At 73.1% G+C, this 21,962-nt stretch carries 14 protein-coding genes; 7 read left to right on the top strand and 7 right to left on the bottom strand.

Annotated elements, in window-relative coordinates; genetic code table 11:
- Nucleotides 1-312 precede the first annotated feature (312 nt).
- A complete protein-coding gene (locus ABZZ79_RS29375; RefSeq protein WP_356693906.1) occupies nt 313-1,842 on the top strand; it encodes an MFS transporter in 1,530 nt (509 codons plus the stop codon).
- A 139-nt stretch (nt 1,843-1,981) separates the two neighbouring features.
- On the opposite strand, the gene ABZZ79_RS29370 is transcribed toward ABZZ79_RS29375, so the two are convergent.
- From ABZZ79_RS29370 to ABZZ79_RS29360, 3 genes are all read right to left on the bottom strand, one after another.
- Nucleotides 1,982-4,201 (bottom strand): FUSC family protein, encoded by a 2,220-nt coding sequence (locus ABZZ79_RS29370; RefSeq protein ID WP_356693774.1) that lies wholly within the window; start codon nt 4,199-4,201, stop codon nt 1,982-1,984.
- 116 nt (nt 4,202-4,317) lie between these two features.
- Entirely contained in the window at nt 4,318-5,892 is a 1,575-nt protein-coding gene (locus ABZZ79_RS29365) for a hypothetical protein (RefSeq protein ID WP_356693772.1), read from the bottom strand.
- On the bottom strand, nt 5,853-6,752 hold the full coding sequence (locus ABZZ79_RS29360) for a hypothetical protein (RefSeq protein WP_356693770.1): 900 nt from the start codon (nt 6,750-6,752) through the stop codon (nt 5,853-5,855). Before ABZZ79_RS29360 ends, ABZZ79_RS29365 begins: the two co-directional genes overlap by 40 nt.
- Nucleotides 6,753-7,054: 302 nt before the next feature.
- On the opposite strand from ABZZ79_RS29360, the gene ABZZ79_RS29355 reads away from it, so the two are divergent.
- Entirely contained in the window at nt 7,055-11,275 is a 4,221-nt protein-coding gene (locus ABZZ79_RS29355; RefSeq protein WP_356693768.1) for a bifunctional nitrate reductase/sulfite reductase flavoprotein subunit alpha, read from the top strand.
- Nucleotides 11,276-11,286: 11 nt separating this feature from the next.
- Here ABZZ79_RS29355 and ABZZ79_RS29350 read toward each other — a convergent pair whose 3' ends face one another.
- From ABZZ79_RS29350 to modA, 4 genes are all read right to left on the bottom strand, one after another.
- Nucleotides 11,287-11,706 carry a TOBE domain-containing protein gene (locus ABZZ79_RS29350; RefSeq protein WP_356693767.1) on the bottom strand — a complete coding sequence of 140 codons (420 nt, stop codon included), beginning with the start codon at nt 11,704-11,706 and terminating at the stop codon, nt 11,287-11,289.
- Between the two features lie 98 nt (nt 11,707-11,804).
- The gene (locus ABZZ79_RS29345; RefSeq protein WP_356693765.1) at nt 11,805-12,887 is read right to left on the bottom strand and encodes an ABC transporter ATP-binding protein; all 1,083 of its coding nucleotides are present in this window, start codon (nt 12,885-12,887) and stop codon (nt 11,805-11,807) included.
- On the bottom strand, nt 12,884-13,732 hold the full coding sequence (gene modB, locus ABZZ79_RS29340) for a molybdate ABC transporter permease subunit (RefSeq protein WP_356693763.1): 849 nt from the start codon (nt 13,730-13,732) through the stop codon (nt 12,884-12,886). Before modB ends, ABZZ79_RS29345 begins: the two co-directional genes overlap by 4 nt.
- Entirely contained in the window at nt 13,729-14,556 is an 828-nt protein-coding gene (modA, locus tag ABZZ79_RS29335; protein WP_356693761.1) for a molybdate ABC transporter substrate-binding protein, read from the bottom strand. Before modA ends, modB begins: the two co-directional genes overlap by 4 nt.
- A gap of 814 nt (nt 14,557-15,370) precedes the next feature.
- On the opposite strand from modA, the gene ABZZ79_RS29330 reads away from it, so the two are divergent.
- The 5 genes from ABZZ79_RS29330 to ABZZ79_RS29310 all read left to right on the top strand — a co-directional run bounded on the left by ABZZ79_RS29330 (nt 15,371) and on the right by ABZZ79_RS29310 (nt 21,835).
- Nucleotides 15,371-17,299, top strand: a complete 1,929-nt coding sequence (locus ABZZ79_RS29330) for a maleylacetate reductase and hydroxyquinol 1,2-dioxygenase domain-containing protein (RefSeq protein WP_356693759.1) — start codon at nt 15,371-15,373, stop codon at nt 17,297-17,299.
- A 17-nt stretch (nt 17,300-17,316) separates the two neighbouring features.
- Nucleotides 17,317-19,080, top strand: coding sequence for an FAD-dependent monooxygenase (locus ABZZ79_RS29325; protein ID WP_356693757.1), 1,764 nt, complete (start codon nt 17,317-17,319; stop codon nt 19,078-19,080).
- A gap of 10 nt (nt 19,081-19,090) precedes the next feature.
- A complete protein-coding gene (locus tag ABZZ79_RS29320; protein WP_356693755.1) occupies nt 19,091-19,876 on the top strand; it encodes a CoA transferase subunit A in 786 nt (261 codons plus the stop codon).
- A complete protein-coding gene (locus ABZZ79_RS29315) occupies nt 19,873-20,508 on the top strand; it encodes a CoA transferase subunit B (RefSeq protein WP_356693753.1) in 636 nt (211 codons plus the stop codon). The genes ABZZ79_RS29320 and ABZZ79_RS29315 overlap by 4 nt, the downstream gene beginning before the upstream one ends.
- A gap of 817 nt (nt 20,509-21,325) precedes the next feature.
- Nucleotides 21,326-21,835 (top strand): DUF1877 family protein, encoded by a 510-nt coding sequence (locus ABZZ79_RS29310; protein ID WP_356693751.1) that lies wholly within the window; start codon nt 21,326-21,328, stop codon nt 21,833-21,835.
- Nucleotides 21,836-21,962 lie beyond the last annotated feature (127 nt).

Here is a 21,962-nt window from a genome sequence, read left to right as displayed (position 1 = left end):
CCGCCCCGCCCCGCCTCTCCCTCTCCGCGACAGCGACATGTCCCCCCGAAGGCGGCCCCCACCGGCCCCCGGGCACGGTCCCGCCAGGCCCGGCATCCCCCTGCCGACGGCTCTGACCTGCGACCTTTCGGTGATCATACGCCCGCCCGCGCCCCGCCCCGCGAGGGCCGCCGCACCACCCCGCTCGCGTCCGCTGCTGCGCCTTCGCACGGACTGACGCAGACTGGTGGGGTGACTGGAACGCACCTCGGTCGTGGTGGGACCACGACCTCGGGACGCTCGGCATCACAGCAGACGGTGGCACTCGCGGCCATGATGTTCGCGGTCGCGATGACCTTCATCGACCAGACCATCGTCTCCATCGCCGCTCCCGACATCGTCCGCGAACTCGGCCTCTCCGCCTCCGGCATGCAGTGGGTCGTGAACGCCTATCTGCTCGCCCTGGCCGCGTTCTTCGCCCTCGGCGGCCGTCTCGCCGACCTGTACGGCCCACGCCGGATGGTCGTGATCGGCACGCTCGTCTTCGTGATCTCGTCGGTGCTGTGCGGCTGCGTCCCCGAGGGCGACGCGGCACAGCCCTGGATGATCACGTTCCGCGCCACCCAGGGGCTGGGGGCGGCCCTGCTGTTCCCCGCCGCGCTGGCCGTGGTGGTCGCGGTGTTCCCGACCGAGCGGCGCGGCCGCGCGCTGGCCCTGTTCTTCGGTCTGTCCGGCGCGCTCACCGCGCTCGGACCGCTCCTGGGCGGCTGGCTCACGGCCTGGACCTGGCGCGCGGTGTTCTGGGTCAACGTCCCCGTCGCCGTGGTGGCGCTGGTGCTGACCGCCATGGCCCATATCGCCGACCGCAGACGGCCCGGCAGCCTCGACATCCCCGGCGCCGCCCTGATGGCCCTCGGTATGGGCCTGAGCGTCCTCGGCTTCCAACAGGCCTGGTCCTGGGGCTGGGACAGCGCCGCCACCTGGATCTGCGTCGTGGGCGGCCTGGCGATCCTCGGCGTGTTCGTACGCTACGAGCGCGGGGTCCGCTCCCCCCTGATCGACCTGCGTGTCTTCCGCGACCGGGCGTTCTCCGTGGACGCGGCGGTGCTGTTCTTCGCGATGCTCGCCTTCGTCCCGCTGTTCTTCTTCGCCTCCGTCTACGCCCAGGTCTCGCTGAGCGCCTCACCCAACCAGGCGGCCCTGTTCCTGCTGTACTTCTTCGCGGGCTTCGCCATCGCCTCGCAGTGGGGCGGCCGGATCCTCGACAAACGAGGGGCGCGACCCGCGCTCAAGACGGGCGCGGCGCTGGGCGCGGTCGGGTTCGCGCTGTGGGCCGGCAAGCTCACCGACCTGTCCATGCACGACCAGTGGCCCTACGCCGCCCTGGCCGGCGCCGGTATCGGCCTCATCCTCGCCCCCGCCTCCACGGACGCCGTCAACCGGGCCATCGGACCCTCGTACGGGGAGGTCACGGGCGTCACCCAGACCGTACGCAACTACGCGGCGAGCGTCGGCCTGGCCGTCTTCGGCACCGTGCTCACCCATGCCACCAACACCCAGGTGACGAACACCCTGGAAGGCCGCGGCGTGCCACCGGCCGAGGCCCGCGACACGGCCCGCACCATCAGCGAGTCCATCATGGGCGCGGGTGACTCCAGCCCGCCCACGGGCACCGGTCCCGCCGCCGAGACGATGCGGGACGCGATGGGCGCCGTCCGCATGGACTTCGCCGAGGCCAACCAATGGGTGTTCTACGGCATGGCCGTCGCCCTGGGCATCGCCTTCCTGTGCGCCCTGCGGCATCCGGGCGACCGCGTGGTGGAGGCGCCGGCCGACGCGGAGACGTCCGCCGGGCAGCGGTGACGCCGAGGACATGCCTTCCGCGTGCCCGACAGCACTTGACCCCCGTCCGGCGCGCCCGCTGTATGTCCGGCGGCGGTTCCAGGCTCACCCCGCCCGCTCGCGGGAACCCGGCTGGCCGGCTGGACGGGCCGCCTGTCCCTCACCCGCGCCGGACGGCTGGACGAGCCGTCCGTCCCTCACCCGCCCCGGGCACGGACTCCCCGCCGGCGATCCGCGTCAGATCGGCCGCCAGGGAGTCCAGCCACGCCACGGTCGCGTAGTACAGCCGTGGCGCGCCCGGCGGCTCCGCGAGGAACTCCGCGCGGTCCGGCGCGGTCCGCGGTGGCGGTGCGGTCGGGGTGTCCGCGCCGGGGTCCAGTGCCGCCGAGACCAGCAGCATCCGCGCGGCCACCCGGTCCCCGAGCCGGGCCAGCGAGTCGGCCGGAGCGCCCGACAGTCCGCTCGGGGGCGGTGCCAGCAGGCGCTCGGAGCCCCACAGGGTGTGGTGACCGGCGATGAGGGTCGCCTGCCAGTCCACCGCGGCCGCCGCGGTGGCGCGGCCGGCGCTCATGTGCCCGGTCCCGCCGAAGTGGGTCGGCTCGCTCAGGAACTGCGCGTAGGCCGACTCGGCCAGGATCAGCGCGCGATGCAGCGACCCATGACCGGACGACCCGGTCGGCAGGGCCATGGCTCCGCCACCCGTCAGCGACGCCTCGGTCGCCACCACCACCTCGGCCGCCCTGCGCAGGAGTCCGGCGGCCGAGCGCCGCAACTCGTCGTGCGCCCCGCGGGGCCAGGCCAGCACACCGAAGACCGCGCCGATCATGCTGCCGACCAGCACGTCGAGCATCCGCACCTCTGCCAGCTCCCAGGTGGGAGGCGCCAGTTGAGCGAACACCAGCGACACGAGCACGGTGAACAGCCCCTGCGCCCAGCCGACACCGCGGACCGGTCCGACGGTGAAGGCGAACAGCATCCACAGAGGCAGCGCCACGGCGTAGAACGAGGTGTCGGTGCCGACGAGGGTCAGCGTCACGGCGGTCAGCAGGGCCCCGGCCAGCGTGCCCGTCAGGGCGATACGGATGGTGTGCCAGGTCTCGTCCATGGTGGTCCTGGTGAGGGTGAGCGTCGCCAGCATCGCCCAGAAGCCGTGCGGCAGCGTGTCCACCCCGGCCACGAGCCGGGCCGCCGTGAGGGCCAGCGCGATGCGCACCGCGTTCTGGAAGAGGACCGAGCGGCGGCCCGCGTGGCCGCGCACCCGGTGCCACCACAGGACCGGCGCCCGGACCCCGGTGTACCAGAAGCGCTCCGGGGACACCTTCACCGCGGCGTGCCGGCCCCCCACCGCCCGGTCGGCCGCCGCGCCCATGGCCAGCGCGGCATCGGCGATCTCCAGCACGGCGGCGTGCTCGCGCAGCACCACGGGCGGGAAGCCGGGCGCGCGAGCGGAGGCCGCACCGTCCGCGGACGCCACCGCCGGCAGGTCCGAGAGACGGCCACGCGCCACGGTCAGCGCCTCGAACGGCGCCGTCGGCGACGGCCCCGCCCGCAGCCGGGCCGCGGTCGCCCCGGCCAGCTCCGCCACCGCGCCCAGCACGGCGGTCACCTCGCGTTCCGGCGTGCGGGGCGGCGCGGGCAGCCGCGCGAGGCGGTTGAGGAGGGTCCGGGTGGTGAGGCCGGTGTGCGCGAGAGCGCGAGCGTGGACGCCGGGTCCCGCGGGGCGTTCCGCCTCGGGCACCTTCAGCGCCCGCAGCGCCGGTGAAGCCTCCTGCGCCGCCCTTCGGTCCCCGTCGGGCAGGACGTACGGCGGTGCGGCGAGCAGCCGCGCGCAGCGCCCGGCGGTCAGCGCGGCACGGGCCGCCCGCTCCCGGTAGGGCACCGGGGTGGGCTCGGGGAAGAGCAGCGCCTCGGCGGCGGCGAGAAGCACCAGCCCGGTGGTCGTGCCGATCAGCCGGTCGTCGAGCGAGCCGGGGTCGTACGGCGGGAAGGACGGCAGGATGTACAGCAGTTGCAGCCCGGGTGCCACCCCCGCCGGACGGGGACCGCCCACGGCGGCGAAGGCCAGCGCGAAACCGACCACCAGCATGCCCGCGACGGCACTCCAGGTGCGTACCGACAGAAAGGTACCCACGACCACCAGCAGCCAGCAGACCGGCAGTACCCGCAGGACGAGCTCGGCCCGCTGCCGCCCGGTGCCCGGAATCCTGGACAGCCCGCCCAGCGCCACGGCCGCGAACAGGGCGTAGGTGGCCGCGACGGGCCGGTCGAGGCCGTAGCGGAAGACGTAGAAGCCGGCCGCGGCGGCCAGCGCCACGCGCACCGCCCGACGGCCGGAAGCGGCGTAGGCCTCCAGGGTCCACCCGGCTGGGACACCCCACACCCCTCCAGGATCACCCACCTCGTCCGTCACGGCACCCGCCGCCGGGCCCGCGGTGTTCCCCGGGTGACCGCGCGCGGGCATGACGGCACGCCGGGCGGCGCCCGGCGACCGGCCCGTCAGACCCGTGGCATACCCAGCTCCCGCAGGGCCTCGTTCAGCGCCCGTCCGCGTTGCGGGTCGTCGTCGAGGACGACCACGGCTTCGAACAGCTCCCGCAGTGCCTCCGGGCCGAGGCGGGTCACAGTCCTGAGGATGCCGAGGACGTCGACCCGGCCTACGGGGGAGCGGGGCAATGATGCGCTGATGCGCGGGCTCATCAGGTCGACCAGGTCCTGCCGTGTCCTGCGGTCGGTGGCCAGTGGATAGGCGAGGAGCGCGTCCGCGGCGCGCGCGAGGTCGGCGACAGGGGGAACCCGGACGCCCGGCTCCGGTGAGGAGGAGGTTGGGTCCGGACCGGTGATCGTCAGCATGCTGCCGTCCGGTGACGGATTGCCCCCCGTGCCGATCGGCATCCATCGCGAACGGGCATCCGCGAACAGCTCGCCCGGGTCCGGTACGGCGGGCAGCACCGCGGCGCGCTCCGCCAGCAGGTCCAGCAGCAGGTCCGAGAAGCGTTCGCCGCCAGGTCCCGGAGCTGCCGCTCTGATTACGGCCTGACGGCGGCTCGGAACGGGCGGGCCCGCCGACATGGTGTCCGGTGGCAGGGGCTCCGAGAGCCTTTGATCGCTCTCGCGCGAGGCGCCGGCTGTCACGATCCACAGCTGCTCGGACAGCTCCCTGACGGTGTCACCGGCGAAGCGGGCCCGCATGGACTCCAGGTCGACGCACCGCATGTCCGTCGCGGTGGCGTCGGCACACAGGAGCCGGAGGCGCTCCTGCCTGTCGATGATTCCGTGTCCGGCCCACCACACCCACAGGACATCGCCCTCGGCCTTGGACAGATCGTTCACCAGAACCCGGCGGATCGTGGCCGCGTCGGCCGGTGAATGGGCGATGTCCGGAGGAACTGGATTCAACGAGGCCAGATGCAGCCGGAGTTGACCTTCGGGCACACCCGCTCGGCGCAGTGTGTCGTAGAAGCGCAGAGCCTGTTGGGCGGGACCTGGAAGGTCCCAGGAGGGGCCTGCCTCGTAGGACTCGATTCCGACGATGAGTGCGTGCACGCGGGCCGGGTTCACCTTGCCTGCGGCGACCGGGGCCGACGCGCGGTCGCTCGCCGGGGAAGCCGCACCGAACAGCGGCACGAGGGGAATGGGCGAGGGGAGGTGCTCCCGGACGGCCGTGGTGAAGTCCGAGTCGCGTGCCAGCCGGTCGATGGGGGTGACCAGGTAGCCGGACCGGTCCACGCTCGTGGTCAGGCCGACGAGGATGTCGTCGCAGAAGACCGGGGCTCCGACCAGGTCAATGACGAGGGGTTCCTGCGGGACTCCGCGGAATCGGTGCCGGGTGTGGCCGCGGACCACCTGCAAGGTCCCGGCCATCCGCAAGGTCCCGCCGGGGCGCCAGGAATCGGCCTCCGCACCGGAAGGCAGGACGACTTCGCACGTCAGCACACCCTCCCGTCCCGCGGTGTCGCCCCAGCGCGGTGGCGCGAAGGAGGCGCCCCGGGTCGGTTCGGTGTCGTGCCGCGCACCGAACGGCGCCGCGTTGGTCAGCAGGAGAGCCGCGCCGAAGACTTCGTTCGCCCACACGACACGGCAGCCGCGGCCAGCGGCGTCCGCCGCCGCTGCCCGTCGCCCTGGTAGTACGGCCTCAGGCGCGGGCGTGTCACCACGATGTCGTCCCGGTCCCAGAAGTTCAGCCATCGCTCGACCGATTCGGGTGTGCGCGCGGGCCGCGGCCGCACCCGCTGCAACACCGCGGCCCCCGTCGCCAGAGGCGACCCCAGCGTGACGAACAGGTCCACGCGCCCCAGGTACGAATGCAGCGCCTCGAAGGCCACGACCGTACCCAGGGAATGCGCGACCACCACCAAGGGGCGACCGGGATCCGTCCCGTGCAGCAGCCGTGCGCGGATCCGTGCGTCCAGCCCCGTCCCCTCCTGGTCGGCCTCGGCCCGGTTCAGGTAACGGCTCACCTGGGCCAGATGCCCCAGCAGCGGCTGACCGCTCGACCACTGAGCCGCCCGCCGCAGCCCGGGCACCTGCAGGACCGTGGTCAGGATCCTGGCCAGCAGCCTCACCGGTTGCGCGAACCCCTGGGCCTGCCCACTCGCCTCGGGCAACTGGGCCCGCGCGTGCTCGATCGCCCTCAGCGTGCGCTGATCCCCTCGTTCGACGGCCTGTGCGCCGAGCTCGTCGATCAGGTCCCGGACCAGGGCGTCGAGGAAAGCGACCTGATCGTCGAGATCCCCCGACCCGGCGCCCTGGCCCTGGTCGGGCAGAAACAGATCGCTGTAGTCGGCGAACCGGACCTCGGCCAGCCACCCCTGGGTCAGACCGGACACGGCATGGGCGTGCCCCGCCCCGCGCGCACCCTCGGCCAGCGCCCGAAGCCAGTCGCGCCGCTCGGTCACCGCGTCCCGTAATCCGCCGATGCCGTGCACGAACACCAGCTGCGGCCCTTCGCTACCACCCACCCGCGCGCCCCCGTGCTCCCCATGCGGCCCCCGTGAGTCGAGCCGCCCCGCATCAGCTTTACCAGAGCGGTCGTGGGCGCAGGCGGATACCGCCGAGTAGCTCCCCGGCGGGCAGAGATCCCCGTGCCACTGTCCCGTCGGAGTTCACCCCCGCCCACCCCGCCCTGTGCGTCGCCTTTAACTCCTCAAGATCAGATCAGGAGACATCGACGTAATAAGCGCTCCGTACCGTCGGGACCAGTGGCACAGGACCGAGTACAGCAAGGGAGGCGCCCGTGACCGTGCCGGGCTCGCGGAGCGAGGGGACGACGAAGGTGCGGACGGTCTGCTCGTACTGCGGGGTGGGCTGCGGCATGGTCCTCGACGTGGGCATGGGACCGGACGGGCGTCGTACGGTGCTGAAGGCGAGCGGGGACAAGGAGCACCCGGCGAACTTCGGGCGGCTGTGCACCAAGGGCGCGACCACGGCGGACATGCTCGCCGCGCCGGGCCGGCTGAGCACCGCGCTCGCGCGGTCGGACCGGGGCGAGGAGCCGCATCCCGTGCCCGTGGCGGACGCCGTCGCCGAGACGGCACGCCGGCTGCGTGCGATCGTCGACGAGCACGGCCCCGACGCCATCGCGTTCTATGTGTCGGGGCAGATGAGCCTGGAGGCGCAGTACCTGGTCAACAAGCTGGCCAAGGGCTTCGTGCGGACCAACCAGATCGAGTCGAACTCCCGGCTGTGCATGGCCAGCGCCGGCACCGGCTACAAGCTGTCGCTCGGGGCCGACGGGCCGCCCGGCTCGTACCAGGACCTCGACAAGGCGGACGTCTTCCTCGTCATCGGCTCGAACATGGCCGACTGCCACCCGATCCTGTTCCTGCGGATGATGGACCGGGTGAAGTCGGCGGGCGCCAAGCTGATCGTCGTGGACCCCCGGCGCACCGCCACCGCGGCCAAGGCCGACCTGTTCCTGCAGATCAGACCCGGCACCGACCTCGCTCTGCTCAACGGTCTGCTGCACCTGCTGCACGCCGACGGCCACACCGACCCCGCCTTCATCGCCGCGCACACCGAGGGCTGGGAGCAGATGCCCGGCTTCCTCGCCGACTACCCGCCCGCCACCGTCGCCGAGATCACCGGCATACCGGAGCAGGACATCCGCGAGGCCGCGCGGCTGATCGGCGAGGCGGGGGAGTGGACGAGCTGCTGGACCATGGGCCTGAACCAGTCCACGCACGGCACCTGGAACACCAACGCCCTGGTCAACCTGCACCTCGCCACCGGTGCCATCTGCCGCCCCGGCAGCGGCCCGTTCTCCCTGACCGGACAGCCCAACGCGATGGGCGGCCGCGAGATGGGCTACATGGGACCCGGGCTCCCCGGGCAGCGCTCGGTGCTCGCCGACGCCGACCGGGCCTTCGTCGAGGAGCTGTGGGAGCTGGAGCCGGGCACCGTGCGCGCCGACGGCGTCGGCAAGGGCACGGTCGAGATGTTCCGGAAGATGGCCGACGGCGAGATCAAGGCGTGCTGGATCATCTGCACCAACCCGGTCGCCTCCGTCGCGAACCGCAAGACCGTCATCGAGGGCCTGGAGGCCGCCGAGTTCGTCGTCACCCAGGACGTCTTCGCCGACACCGAGACGAACGCGTACGCCGATGTCGTCCTGCCCGGCGCGCTGTGGACCGAGACCGAGGGCGTCCTGATCAACAGCGAGCGCAATCTCACCCTCGCGCGGCCCGCCGTCGACCCGCCCGGAGAGGCGATGGCGGACTGGCGGATCATCGCCGCGGTGGCCCGCGAGATGGGCTACGACAAGGGCTTCGCCCACGACAGCGCCGAGGAGATATTCGAGGAGCTCAAGCGCGCCTGGAACCCGGTCACCGGCTGGGACCTGCGCGGGGTGAGCTACGAACGGCTGCGCGCCACGCCCGTGCAGTGGCCGGCGGCGGGCGAGGACGGCCCCGACCGCAATCCGATCCGCTACCTCGGTGCGGACGGCACCCCCACCTTCCCGACCCCGAGCGGCCGAGCCGTCTTCCACGCCCGCCCGCACCTGCCCGCGGCCGAGATGCCCGACGACGACTACCCGTTCGTCCTCAACACCGGCCGCCTCCAGCACCAGTGGCACACCCTGACCAAGACGGCCAAGGTCGCCAAGCTGAACAAGCTCAACCCCGGCCCCTTCGTCGAGGTGCACCCGCAGGACGCCGCCGAACTGGGCCTCGTCGACGGCGACTCGGTCGAGGTCGCCTCGCGGCGCGGGCGGGCCGTCCTGCCCGCGGTCGTCACCGACCGGGTGCGGCCGGGCTGCTGCTTCGCGCCGTTCCACTGGAACGACCTGTTCGGCGAATACCTGAGCGTGAACGCCGTGACGAGCGACGCCGTCGATCCGCTGTCCTTCCAGCCCGAGTTCAAGGTGTGCGCGGTGTCGCTGACGAAGGCGGCCACCCCGGTGACGGTGCGGGCTCCCGAGCTCACGGGGGAACCGGCCCTGGCAGCCGCGCCCGTGCCCGTACCGGCGCTCGCCGCGGGCCCCGCCCTCTCTTCCCCGGCGTCCGCGGCTCCCGCCCCCTTCGGGCTGGAACTCGCCCCGCCGCCCCCCGTCCTGGCCGACCACGAGCGCCTCTATCTGACCGGCTTCCTCGCGGGCATCCCCTTCGGCGCCCCGGGCGTCCCCGTCCTGCCGCCCGACGCCCCGTTCAGCCCGGAGCACGCCCTGTGGGTCAACGGCGTACTGGCCGGGATGTACGCCAGGACCGACACCTCCGCCGCCCCCGGACCCGGCACCGGCGGTCTCTCCGGCGGGTCCGTCCGGCCCGACGGCTCCCCGCGCCGCCAGGTGCTCGTGCTGTGGGCGTCGCAGACCGGCAACGCCGAGGAGTTCGCGAACGCCACGGCCGAGCGGCTCACCGCGGACGGCCACCCGGCCTCCCTGCTGCCCATGGAGGAGGCCGACCCCGCGGCGCTGCCCTCCGACGCCGACCTGCTGCTGATCACCAGCACCTTCGGCGACGGCGACGCCCCGGACAACGGCACCGTCTTCTGGGACGCCCTGGCCGCGGCCGACGCCCCGCTCCTGAAGGGCCGCCGCTACGCCGTGCTGGCCTTCGGGGACTCCTCCTACGACGACTTCTGCGGCCACGGCCGCCGCCTGGACCTGCGGCTGGCGGAACTGGACGCGATACGCCTGGCCCCGCGCACCGACTGCGAACCGGACTTCGAGACGGAGGCGGCGGCATGGCTGGACCAGGTGAGCACCGCCCTGAAGACCTCCGAAGGGCAGTCCCCCCAGGCCCCCGCCACCGGACCGCAGGCCCTCGCAGCCGTGCCTCAGGCCCCCGCGGCAGCGCCCCAGGCCCCCGCCGCGGCGACGGCACCCAGGCCCGGCCGCCCCGCACCCCTCACCGCCCGCCTCACCGGCAACCGGCTGCTGAGCCTGCCCGGCGCGGGCAAGGAGGTCCGGCGCTTCACCTTCGACACCCGTGACAGCGACACCCCGCTGGTCTACGAGGCCGGCGACGCCCTGGCGGTGCATCCGGCCAACCGGCCCGACCTCGTCACGGAGTGGCTGGCCGTCACCGGGCTGAACGCGGACACGGCCGTCCAGGTCAGGAACGTCGGCGAAATGCCCTTCGCCGAGGCCCTGCTCCGCCATATGGACATCACCCGCATCACACCCGACCTGCTGCGCTTCGCCGCCGACCGCACCCGCGACCCGCGCGAGCTGCGCAAACTGCTGCGCCCGGACAACAAGAACGAGTTGGCCCAGTGGTCCTGGGGCCGTCAGGCCGTCGACGTGGCGGGCGAGTTCGGTGTCCGCGCCGGGGCACAGGAGTGGGCCGAGGTGTTCGGACGCCTCCAGCCCCGGATGTACTCCATATCGTCCAGCCCGCTCACCGACCCCCACCAGGTGTCGCTCACGGTCTCGGTCGTCCGCTACGAGAACCTGGCCGGCCGCCCCCGCCAGGGCGTGTGCTCACCCTTCCTCGCCGACGCCGAGTCCGGCACACCGGTGCCGGTCCGTGTCCAGCGCGCACCGCACTTCCGGGCGCCCGCCGACCCGGCCGTCCCCGCGGTGATGGTGGGCCCCGGCACGGGTGTCGCGCCGTTCATCGGCTTCCTGGAGGAGCGCCGGGCCCGTGGCCACCGCGCCCCGAACTGGCTGTTCTTCGGCGAACAGCACCGGGCGACCGACTTCTACTACGAGGAGGAGCTGTCCGCCTTCCTCGCCGAGGGCACGCTCACCCGCCTGGACACCGCCTTCTCACGGGACCAGCGCGCCAAGGTCTACGTCCAGGACCGGATGCGCGAACACGGCCCGCTGCTGTGGTCCTGGCTCCAGGGCGGCGCCCACTTCTACGTCTGCGGCGACGCCTCCCGCATGGCCAAGGACGTCGACCGGGCCCTGCGGGACGTCGTCTCCGCGCACGGCGGCCTGGACGAGGCCGAGTCGGCGGCGTACGTCAAACAACTCGCCGCCGACAAGCGCTACGTGCGGGACGTGTACTGAAGCCCCTCCCGTCATACGGTCGCGAGGGAGACCTCCGTCGACTTGAACAGGGCGGTGACGGTGGAGCCCTGTGTCAGCGCGAGGTCGGTGACGGCGTCCTTGGTGATCGAGGCGGTCAGTTCGGCGCCTTCGACGGCGACCCGGACGGTGGCCATCGCGGCGCCCGTCGTGACCTCGCGCACGGTGCCGGGCAGCCTGTTGCGGATGGACAGGCCCTCCACCGGGCCGGTGGCCAGCGCGACCTCCGTGGCCTTGACCAGGGCGTGCACGGCGGAGCCCGCGGCGAGACCCAGTTCGTCGACGGCGTCGACGGTGATGGCGGCGGTGACGTCCTGGCCGCCGGTGAGGCGGACCTTCACGGTGGCCATGGCCTCGCCGGGGGTGACGGAGGTGACGGTGCCGGGGATCTGGTTGCGGATGCTCAGGCTCATGGTCGGACGCCTCGCAGAGTGGGATGATTCAGCCGATTTGGGTGTTTTGCGCGTTTCGTGATGCACCCTAGCCTGCGAGGCCCGCTCGACCCGCTCCCTCAGGCGCGGTACGCGTGCGTCTGGGCCGCTTTCACCGTCGCCCACACCGTGACCCCGGGGTGCAGGCCCAGTTCGGCGGCGGCGACCGTGGTCAGGTCGGCCGTCAGGGGGAGTTCGCCCGTGAGGTCGGCGCGGATCTGGTCGCCGTGGGTCTCCAGGCCGGCCACCTCGCACCGCCAGAGGTTGCGGGCGCTGGAGCCGGTCGGGCGGTCCTGGTGCAGGGTCACGGCGCCGGGCGGGAACGCGACGAACACCGGACCCGTCAGGTCCTCGGTCGTCGTGATCTCGGGCCCGTCCGCCACGCGCACGGTGTGTCCCCGGGCCTGCCCCCGGTAGAGGTTGAGTCCGACCAGTCGGGCGATGTAGTCGGTGCGCGGGTGACGGGCGATGTGGGACGGGGTGCCCTCCTGGACGATCCGGCCGTCCTCGACGACGACCAGGCGGTCGGCCAGCACCATGGCGTCCAGCGGGTCATGGGTGACGAGCACCGCGACCGCCTCGAAGTCGGCCAGATGGCGGCGGAGTTGGGCGCGCACGTCCAGGCGGGTGCGGGCGTCGAGGGCGGCGAGCGGCTCGTCGAGGAGCAGCAGCCGGGGACGGGTGGCCAGCGCCCGCGCCAGGGCGACGCGCTGGGCCTGGCCGCCGGAGAGCTTGCGCGGCTTGCTCCCGGCGTGCTCGGCGAGCCCCATGCGGGCCAGCCACTCGGCCGCCTGCGCACGGGCCTGCGCCTTGCCGGCGCCGTGGCAGCGCGGCCCGAAGGCCACGTTGTCCAGCGCGGACAGATGGGGGAACAGCAGGTAGTCCTGGAAGACGACGCCGACCGGGCGGGACTCCGGCGGCCTCCCGTCCAGCTCCACGCCGTCCAGCCGCAGACGGCCGCCGGACAGCGGGACCAGACCGGCGAGGGCCCGCAGGGCGGTGGTCTTGCCGGCCCCGTTCGGGCCGAGCAGCGCGACCACGTCGCCGGGAGCCGCCGTGAGCGTCACGTCGAGCTGGAAGGAGCCGCGGTCGACCACCAGGCGGGCGTCCAGTCCCTGGCCGGCTCCGACGGTGCCGCGCGTGGTCTTCCCGGTGTCGGTCATGAGGTGGTCATCCAGCGCTCCCGGAGCCCCGCGAGCACCGCGATCGACACGGCGAGCAGGACCAGACTGAGTGCGATCGCCGCCTCCGGGTCGCTCTGGAGAGCCAGGTAGACCGCGAGCGGCATGGTCTGGGTGCGGCCGGGGAAGTTCCCGGCGAAGGTGATCGTCGCGCCGAACTCGCCCAGCGCCCGCGCCCACGCCAACACGGCGCCCGCCGCGATGCCGGGCGCGATCAGCGGCAGCGTGACCCGGCGGAACGCGGTGAACCGGGAGGCGCCCAGGGTCTGCGCCGCCTCCTCGTAGCGCGGGTCGGCGGCCCGCAGCGTGCCCTCGACACTGATGACGAGGAACGGCATCGCCACGAACGCCTCGGCCACCACGACACCCGCGGTGGTGAAGGGCAGGGTGATCCCGAACCAGGAGTCCAGCCACCGCCCCACGACCCCGTTGCGGCCGAGGGCCATGAGCAGGGCCACGCCGCCCACCACCGGGGGCAGGACGAGCGGCAGCGTCACCAGGCCGCGCACCAGACCGCGCCCCGGGAAGTCGGCCCGTGCCAGCAGCCAGGCCAGCGGCACCCCGAACACCACGCTGACCGCGGTCGCCGCCGTCGCGCAGACCAGGGACAACTGGAGCGCCTGCCACACCTCGGTACTGGTCAGCAGCTCGGGCATGCTCCGCCAGGGGGCCCGTACCAGCAGGGCCACGAGCGGCAGGACCAGGAAGGCGAGGCCGATCAGCGCGGGCACGAGGAGCGCCGGCGGGGCGCCGGCGCGCGGGCGGCGGCGCCGCGGCCGACCCGTGCGGGGGTCGGTCGCGGCGCCGGTCGGGTCGAGCGGGGTCACGGCTTCAGGAACCCGGCCTCGCTCAGGACCTGCTGGCCCTCGGCCGACCGCACCAGGGCGATGAACGCCTCCGCGGTCTCGGTGTTCCTCGACTCCTTGAGCAGGGTGATCGGGTACTCGTTGACGGCGTCGGCCGATTCGGGGAAGTCCACGCCCTCCACCTTGTCACCCGCGGCCTTCACATCGGTCTTGTAGACGACGGCGGCGTCGGCCTCCTTCAGGACGACCTTGTTCAGGGCGGACTTGACGTCCTCCTCGTAGGAGACCGGCGTGAGCTTGAGCTTGCCCGCGTCGAGGGCCTTCTGCGCGGCGGCGCCGCAGGGCACCGTCCTGTCGCACAGCACGACCTTGAGGTCCGAGCCCGTCAGGTCCTTCAGGGAGGAGATCCTGTCCGGGTTGCCCGGCAGGGTGGCGATCTCCAGCTGGTTGCGCACGAAGGTGACGGGCGTGCCCGCGGCGTCGCCCGCGTCGGTGACGATCTTCATCGTCTTGGGGCTGGCCGAGGCGAAGACATCGGCGGGGGCGCCACCGGTGATGCTCGCGGCGAGGGCGTCGCTGCCGCCGAAGCTGAAGGTGACCTTCGTGCCGGGGTGCTGCTTCTCGAACTCCTCGCCCAGCTCGGTGAAGCTCTCCTTGAGCGACGCGGCGGCGAACACCGTCACCTCGCCGGACAGCTCGTCGGAGGCGGAGGCCGACGCCCTGGAGTCCGACTTCGCGGAGGCGTCCGAGTCCGACGACGAGCAGGCGCTGAGGGCCAGCAGTGCGGCGGTGCCGGCACCGGCCACCTGAAGCGTGTGGTGGGTCCGGCGCGCGGTACGGGTCATCACGGGTCACTCCCTCTGGTCCTCAACGGACTCTCTGCAAATCGACGACCACACGGGTCGACTCGATCACGGTCACGGCCGCTCGCCCCACGGTGTCGGCGCTGACACCGGGCGAGGCGGCCGCGTCCCTGATCCGAGATGCGCATGCGTCGATCATATTGCCGCAAGTGCGAGGAGAAAGTCTCCTGTCGCTTCGCATGAGCCGACCATTCCGAGCATTGCCCTTGCATGTGCGTTTGTACGGGACGGCGGCTCGGGTGCGGTCACGCGGGGGGTGCTGGCCTGCGGCCCCGGTTGCTCGGGCCGCCCGTACGTCCGCAAGTGACCCGGCGGAGATCGTCAGCACCGGCGATCCGCCCCGACCGGCGGCCTTCCCGGTGGCGGTCATCGGCGGGGTTTCGGCGATCTCCACGAGACGCGGGTACTTGTGGCCCGCCATCTGCCCCCGGCACCACGCGACCGGTTCCTCCAGCAGGATCGACAGGTTCAGCATGGCGCCTGCCGGAGACGGGAAGTCCGGGCCGCGGCGGCTTGCGCCGGGCGGCCCGGGCCGGGGCCGGACGAGGGACGGACGCGGAGCGTCGTGCTCCCAGACTGCCGATGTCACCCCCGGGGGTGAGTGGAGCGCCGCGCGCCGGTCCGAACGGCTGGTGAATCCCGCCCGCCGACGGCCCGGCGTATCGGTGCAAACCCAGGCGTGTCGGCCGTGACCTGACACACGAGGGGCTCAGGCGCCACGCGACAGGCCCGGCCTTCGCATACTCGGTGGTGCAAGCGACCGTCGCATCCCGGACGAAACGCGGAGGAATGCTCCATGCGGACATTCGGCTACACATCCCATCCCTCGCGGGTCGTCTTCGGATCCGGCACGGTGGGCCGGATCCGCGAGGAGGCCGAACGGCTCGGCTGCTCCCGGCTCCTGCTGCTGTCCGGCCCGGCCGTGGCGCGGACCGCCGCGCGCCTTCGCGAAGTGCTCGGCGACCTGCTCGTGGCGGAGTTCGACGGCGCGGCCATGCACACCCCCGTCGAGGTGACCGAGCGGGCGCTCGACGTGCTCACCCGGGCCCGCGCCGACGGCATCGTGGCCGTCGGCGGCGGATCGACGACCGGCCTCGCCAAGGCCCTGGCCGTCCGCACCGATCTGCCGCAGATCATCCTGCCGACCACCTACGCCGGCTCCGAGGTGACCCCGGTGCTGGGCGAGACCCAGGACGGACGCAAGGTCACCCGGTCCTCCCAGGCGATCCTGCCCGAGACGGTCGTCTACGACGTCGACCTCACCCTCGGCCTCCCCCTGCCCCTGACCGTCACCAGCGGGATCAACGCCCTCGCGCACGCCGTCGAGGCCCTGTACTCCGCCGAGGCCAACCCGGTCACCGACCGGCAGGCCCTCGACGCGATCTCCCGCATCGCCGGCGCGCTGCCCCGGCTGGCCGCCGATCCTGCCGACCGCGAGGCCCGCGCAGACCTGCTGCAGGCGGCCTGGCTCTCCGGCACCTGCCTCGCCACGGTCGGCATGGGCCTGCACCACAAGCTGTGCCACACCCTCGGCGGCAGCTTCGGCCTCCCGCACGCCGAGACCCACACCGTCGTCCTGCCGCACGCCATGGCCTACAACGCGCCCGCGGTCCCCGAGGTGATGCGCCGCGTCGCCGACGCGCTGGGCGTGCCCGACGCCCCCAGCGGTGTCCACGACCTCATCGCCTCCCTCGGCGGACCCACCTCGCTGCGCGACCTCGGCATGCCGGAGTCCGGCCTGGCCCGCGCCACCGAACTGGCCACCTCGACGCCGTACCCCAACCCCCGCGCACTGACCGGCGAGGGCATCGGCGAACTCCTGGCCGGTGCCTGGCACGGGCACCGCCCGGAAGGCCCGCCCTCGACCGAGGCCAAGCTCGCCAGGCTCACCGACGAGGTAGTGGCGAGCTTCGCGCGGACCCCCGACCCCCGAGTCCGCACCCTCCTGAGCGGCCTCGTGCGGCATCTGCACACCTTCGTCGCCGAGAACGACGTCACCGACGCCGAATGGCAGTACGCCGTCGACTTCCTGACCCGGACCGGGCAGAAGTGCGACCCGACCCGCCAGGAGTTCGTGCTCCTGTCGGACACGCTCGGCATCTCCAGCGCGGTCGACCTGCTCACCAACTCCCGTACCCCCGACACCACTCCGTCGGCGGTGCTCGGCCCCTTCTACGTCGAGGGACCACCCGAGGCCGTACACGGCAGCGACATCTCCGGAGGACTGCACGGCACCCCGCTGTGGGTGGACGTCCTGGTCACGGACACCGACGGGGAGTTGCTCAAGGACGCGGTCGTGGACGTGTGGCAGTCCAACGAGGACGGCTTCTACGACGTCCAGCTCCCCGACCTGGACGGGCCGGTGCTGCGCGCCCGGCTGCGCACCGACTCCGACGGGCGGATCACCTTCTGGTCCATCCTGCCCTCCGAATACCCGGTCCCCGGGGACGGCCCGGTCGGGCAGATGCTCGACGCGACCGGACGCCACCCCTACCGGGCCCCGCACCTGCACTTCATGCTCGACGCGCCGGGCCACCGCAGGCTGGTCACCCAGCTGTTCGTGTCCGGCGGCGCGTATCTGGACAGCGACACCGTCTTCGGCGTCAAGAACGAACTCGTCGTCGACTTCACGTCGCGCAGCGGCCCCACCCCCGACGGCCGCAAGGTCGACGGCGAGTGGCGCCGGCTCGACTACACCTTCCGTCTCGCCCCCCAGGCCGGATGACCGAGGAGCGCCCGCCCATGACTTCCATCGACACGTACGACACCGACGTCCTCGTCGTCGGCAGCGGCCCCGCCGGCGGCGCCGCCGCCCTGCTGCTCGCCACCTACGGCATCCGCACCCTGCTGGTCACCAAGTACGGCTGGCTGGCCAACACCCCGCGGGCCCACATCACCAACCAGCGCACCATGGAGGTCCTGCGCGACCTCGGCGTCGAATCCGAGGCGCTGAACTTCGGCAGTCCCTCCCGCATCATGGGCGACACGGTGCTGTGCACGGCGCTCGCCGGGGACGAGATCGGCCGGATACGCAGCTGGGGCACCGGCCCCGCCACGGCCACCGAGTACGGCGCCAAGAGCCCCTGCGAGATGATCGACCTCCCGCAGACCTATCTGGAGCCGATCCTGGTGAACAACGCGGCGGCGCGCGGCGCCAAGGTCCGCTTCGACACCGAGTTCCTCAGCTTCACCCAGGACGAGCACGGCGTCACGGCCCTGCTGCGCGACCGGGTCCGCGGCGACGAGTTCACCGTGCGGGCCCGCTACCTCATCGGCGCGGACGGCGGGCGCAGCGCGGTCGCCGAGCAGCTCGACCTGCCCTTCGACGGGCGCATGGCCAAGGCCGGCAGCATGAACATCGTCTTCAAGGCCGACCTGACCCGTTACGTCGCGCACCGCCCGAGCGTCCTGTACTGGGTGCTCCAGCCGGGCGCGGAGACCGGCGGCATCGGCATGGGCCTGGTCCGCATGGTCCGGCCCTGGAACGAGTGGCTGCTGGTGTGGGGCTACGACATCGAGCAGCCGCCCCCGGAGGTGGACGAGGAGTCCGCGCGGCGGATCGTGCGCGACCTCGTCGGCGACTCGGAGCTGGAGGTGGAGATCACCTCCACCTCGCTGTGGACGGTCAACCACGCCTACGCCAGCGCGTATGCGTCCGAGCGGGTGTTCTGCGCCGGTGACGCCGTGCACCGCCACCCGCCGTCCAACGGCCTCGGCTCCAACACCTCCGTCCAGGACGCCTACAACCTCGCCTGGAAGCTCGCCATGGTCATCCGGGGCGAGGCCGGGGCCGCACTGCTCGACACCTACAGCGCCGAACGCGCCCCCGTGGGGCGGCAGATCGTCGAGCGGGCCAACCTCAGCCGGGACCAGTTCGGCCCGATCTTCGAGGTGCTCGGCGTGGCCGGCGGCGGCGACGCGTCCGCCATCGCCGAGGGCCTCGCGGGCATCCGGGCGCAGACGCTGGAGGGCGCCAAGAAGCGGCGGCTCCTCGAAGAGGCGATCCAGCTCAAGAACTACGAGTTCAACGCGCATGGCGTCGAGATGAACCAGCGCTACGTGTCCTCCGCGGTGCTCCCCGACGGCTGCCCCGACGAAGTGTGGGAGGAGGACCGCGAGTTGGTGCACCAGCCGACCACCCGGCCCGGCGCCAAGCTCCCGCACGCCTGGCTCGTCGACGCGCACGGCGAGAAGGTGTCCACGCTGGACGTCGTCGGTGGCGGGGTCTTCACCGTGCTGACCGGCCTGTCGGGCGGTGTGTGGGACACGGCGGCGGCCGCCTGCCGCGACGACCTCGGTGTCGCCCTGCGGCTGGTGCGGATCGGCGACGACACCTCCCGTGACGCGTACGGCGAGTGGAGCCGTGTCTCCCAGATCGCCGAGGACGGTGTGCTGCTCGTCCGCCCGGACGGCCATATCGCCTGGCGGCGGGCCACCGCCCCCGGAACCGGGGACGCGGCCCGGGACGAACTGCTCGGCGCCCTGCGCCGGGTGCTGTCGCGATAGGGGCGGACGGATGGACAAGCAGGTGGCCACGGCCGCTCAGGCGCTGGCGGACGTGAGGGACGGGCAGTCGTTCGCCGTCGGCGGCTTCGGACTCAGCGGGGTTCCCGAGGTTCTGATCGGCGCGCTGTACGAGAGCGGCGCGAGCGGTCTGGGCGTCGTGTCGAACAACTGCGGCGTCGACGGCCGCGGCCTCGGCATCCTGCTGGCCGCGGGCCGAATCGCCCGGGTCACGGCGTCGTACATCGGCGACAACAAGGAGTTCGCCCGTCAGTACCTCGCGGGCGAACTGGAGGTCGAGCTGACCCCGCAGGGCACGCTCGCCGAGCGGCTGCGGGCGGGCGGCTGCGGGATCCCGGCCTTCTACACCCCGGCCGGCGTCGGCACCCAGGTCGCCGACGGCGGTCTGCCGTGGCGCTACGCGGCGGGCGGCACCTGCGGGTCCGAGTCCGGGGGAGGGCCGGTCGCCGTGGCCTCGCCGCGCAAGGAGGTACGGGTCTTCGACGGCGCCGAGCACATCCTGGAGCACGCCATCACGACCGACTACGCCCTGGTCAGGGCCGCGCGCGGAGACCGGCACGGCAACCTCGTCCTCCGCCGCTCGGCGCGCAACTTCAACCCGCTGGCCGCCATGGCCGGGCGCATCACGGTCGCGGAAGTGGAGGAACTCGTCGAGCCAGGGGCACTCGACCCCGACGAGATCCATGTGCCGGGCGTGTTCGTGCAGCGGGTCGTGGCCCTGAGTCCGGAGCAGGCGGCCGACAAGGGAATCGAGAAGAGAACGGTGCGCGAGCGATGAGCTGGACCAGGAACGAGATGGCGGCCCGCGCCGCGAGCGAGCTGCGTGACGGCGACTACGTCAACCTGGGGATCGGACTGCCCACCCGGGTCGCCGACTTCCTGCCACCGGGCGTCGACGTCGTCCTGCACTCGGAGAACGGGCTGCTCGGCGTCGGACCGTACCCCACACCCGAGGAGGTCGACCCCGATCTCATCAACGCGGGCAAGGAGACCGTGACCGTACGACCCGGCGCGTCCTTCTTCGACTCCTCGCTCTCCTTCGGCATGATCCGCGGCGGCCACATCGACACCGCCGTGCTGGGCGCCCTCCAGGTGTCCGTCCGCGGCGATCTGGCCAACTGGGCGGTGCCCGGCAGGATGGTGAAGGGGATGGGCGGCGCGATGGACCTGGTCCACGGCGCCCGCCGGGTCGTCGTCCTGATGGACCACACGGCGAAGGACGGCAGTCCCAAGATCGTCGAGGAGTGCACCCTGCCGCTCACGGGCCGGGCCTGCGTGGACCGGATCATCACCGACCTGTGCGTGCTCGACGTGACCCCGAACGGGCTCGAACTCGTCGACTGCGCCCCGGGGGTGACGCCCGCCGAGGTCGCCGCCGTCACACCGCTCGGCACGAGGTACGCCGTCTGAGCGCGGTCCCGGGCCGGGCGGGGTGCGGGCACGCCGAGGGCCCCGGGCCCTGATCCGGCCCGGGGCGGCGGGCCTCCGCAGTCGGTGAAACGGGGGCGGACCGCTCACCCCGGCCGGGCGCGGGCCGGGCGCGGAGGCGGGGCAGAGCGGGCCGGCGGGCGACCGGTCAGGTGCCGGACGAGGGCGGCGGCGGGCGCGCCGGGCGCGGCCGGTGCGGAACCCTGCCGGGAGCACCCGCACCAGGCACGCCCTGCCGGAGCACCCGCACCAGGCACGCCCGGCCGGCCCGTCCCCGACGCGGCGGCCGTGGCCGCCAGGACGTTGCTGCCCCCGGCCCGGCCGGTGACCGTCACCAGCCGTTGGCGGCCGAGCAGTTCACCGGTCGCCGGCGTCTCCCGCTCCCGGCCGACCACGATCCTCTGCTCCCGGCCGACCACGATCCTCAGCCCCCGGCCGCGTCCGGACCGACCCCCCTCGACGCTCGCCCACCCTCGCCGCACTCCTCGCCTCCGCGCTCATCACGGACGGGGCGCGCCTCACCGCTGTCGGCCCGCCGTCGGACGAACCGTCACCTCGCGCGCGCCACGGCAACCCCGACTCGACCGCCGTACGCGGGTGGCGGCACCGGCGGCGCCCTCACGCTCCTCGACGAAACGCAGGAACGGCCGTGCGAATACAGGGGTGTTCCGCGACCGGGTACGGAGTCGGCCCTCTGACCTGGGCTTGTCGGCGGGTCGTACGGACCCGGACGGCGGCGGGCGGAAGCGGGGTCGCGCCGGGGGTGACGGTTCGGTGGCCCGGTGCGCTGCAACCACTGATGAGCATGTACTTCCATCTCCGCGCGGTACCGCCCCCGGCCCTGCGCAACAGCGCCGCCTGGATGCAACGACTGTTCGAGGACGACGGGGACGCCGTCCGGGAACGTGTCGGACGCCACCGCGAGAAGGTGCTCGACCGCTACTACCTCGACCACGAACTCCTCTACGCCGGGACCCCGCCGCACCACGCGGCGCCCGGACCCCACGCCCAGGTGGTCCTGGGGGGCCGGCCGGTCTTCCACCCCGATCCGCACAAGCCCCCGTTCCTGCTGCTGTCGGCGGCCCGCACGGCCCGGGTCGCGTCCTACCTGAGCGCGGCCGACTTCGACGTGCTGTGGCAGCGGGCGCGTGTGCCCCTCACCGTCGGCGCGGAGGCCACGGCGCCACGGATCCGCGCGATGCTGGCCGAGGTGCACAGCGATCTCACGGCCTTCTACACGACCGCCGCCGGTCACGGCGACGCCGTGGTGAAGTGGCTGGTGCTCCAGGGCCTGGCCGACAGACGCTAGTGCCCCGACAGGCAACGTTCGCCCCGTCGCGGCGCCCGGCACGCCCTCTCGCCGCACCGGGCACAGACCCAAGTACATCCAGTACGAGGGCCTGCACCCGGCACACCGAGAGCACGCGCCGGACGCC

The sequence above is a fragment of the Streptomyces sp. NPDC006458 genome, assembly GCF_040612135.1.
Lineage (GTDB): Bacteria > Actinomycetota > Actinomycetes > Streptomycetales > Streptomycetaceae > Streptomyces.
Note: the sequence above shows the minus strand (reverse complement) of the source record. Positions and strands in the feature narration are given on the sequence as shown.

Coding starts and splice junctions, on each gene's coding strand:
- ABZZ79_RS29350 (WP_356693767.1), bottom strand. CDS start 11,706: ATGAGCCTGAGCATCCGCAACCAGATCCCCGGCACCGTCACCTCCGTC.
- ABZZ79_RS29315 (WP_356693753.1), top strand. CDS start 19,873: ATGAGCTGGACCAGGAACGAGATGGCGGCCCGCGCCGCGAGCGAGCTG.
- ABZZ79_RS29325 (WP_356693757.1), top strand. CDS start 17,317: ATGACTTCCATCGACACGTACGACACCGACGTCCTCGTCGTCGGCAGC.
- ABZZ79_RS29375 (WP_356693906.1), top strand. CDS start 313: ATGATGTTCGCGGTCGCGATGACCTTCATCGACCAGACCATCGTCTCC.
- modA (WP_356693761.1), bottom strand. CDS start 14,556: ATGACCCGTACCGCGCGCCGGACCCACCACACGCTTCAGGTGGCCGGT.
- ABZZ79_RS29345 (WP_356693765.1), bottom strand. CDS start 12,887: ATGACCGACACCGGGAAGACCACGCGCGGCACCGTCGGAGCCGGCCAG.
- ABZZ79_RS29310 (WP_356693751.1), top strand. CDS start 21,326: ATGAGCATGTACTTCCATCTCCGCGCGGTACCGCCCCCGGCCCTGCGC.
- ABZZ79_RS29330 (WP_356693759.1), top strand. CDS start 15,371: ATGCGGACATTCGGCTACACATCCCATCCCTCGCGGGTCGTCTTCGGA.
- ABZZ79_RS29320 (WP_356693755.1), top strand. CDS start 19,091: ATGGACAAGCAGGTGGCCACGGCCGCTCAGGCGCTGGCGGACGTGAGG.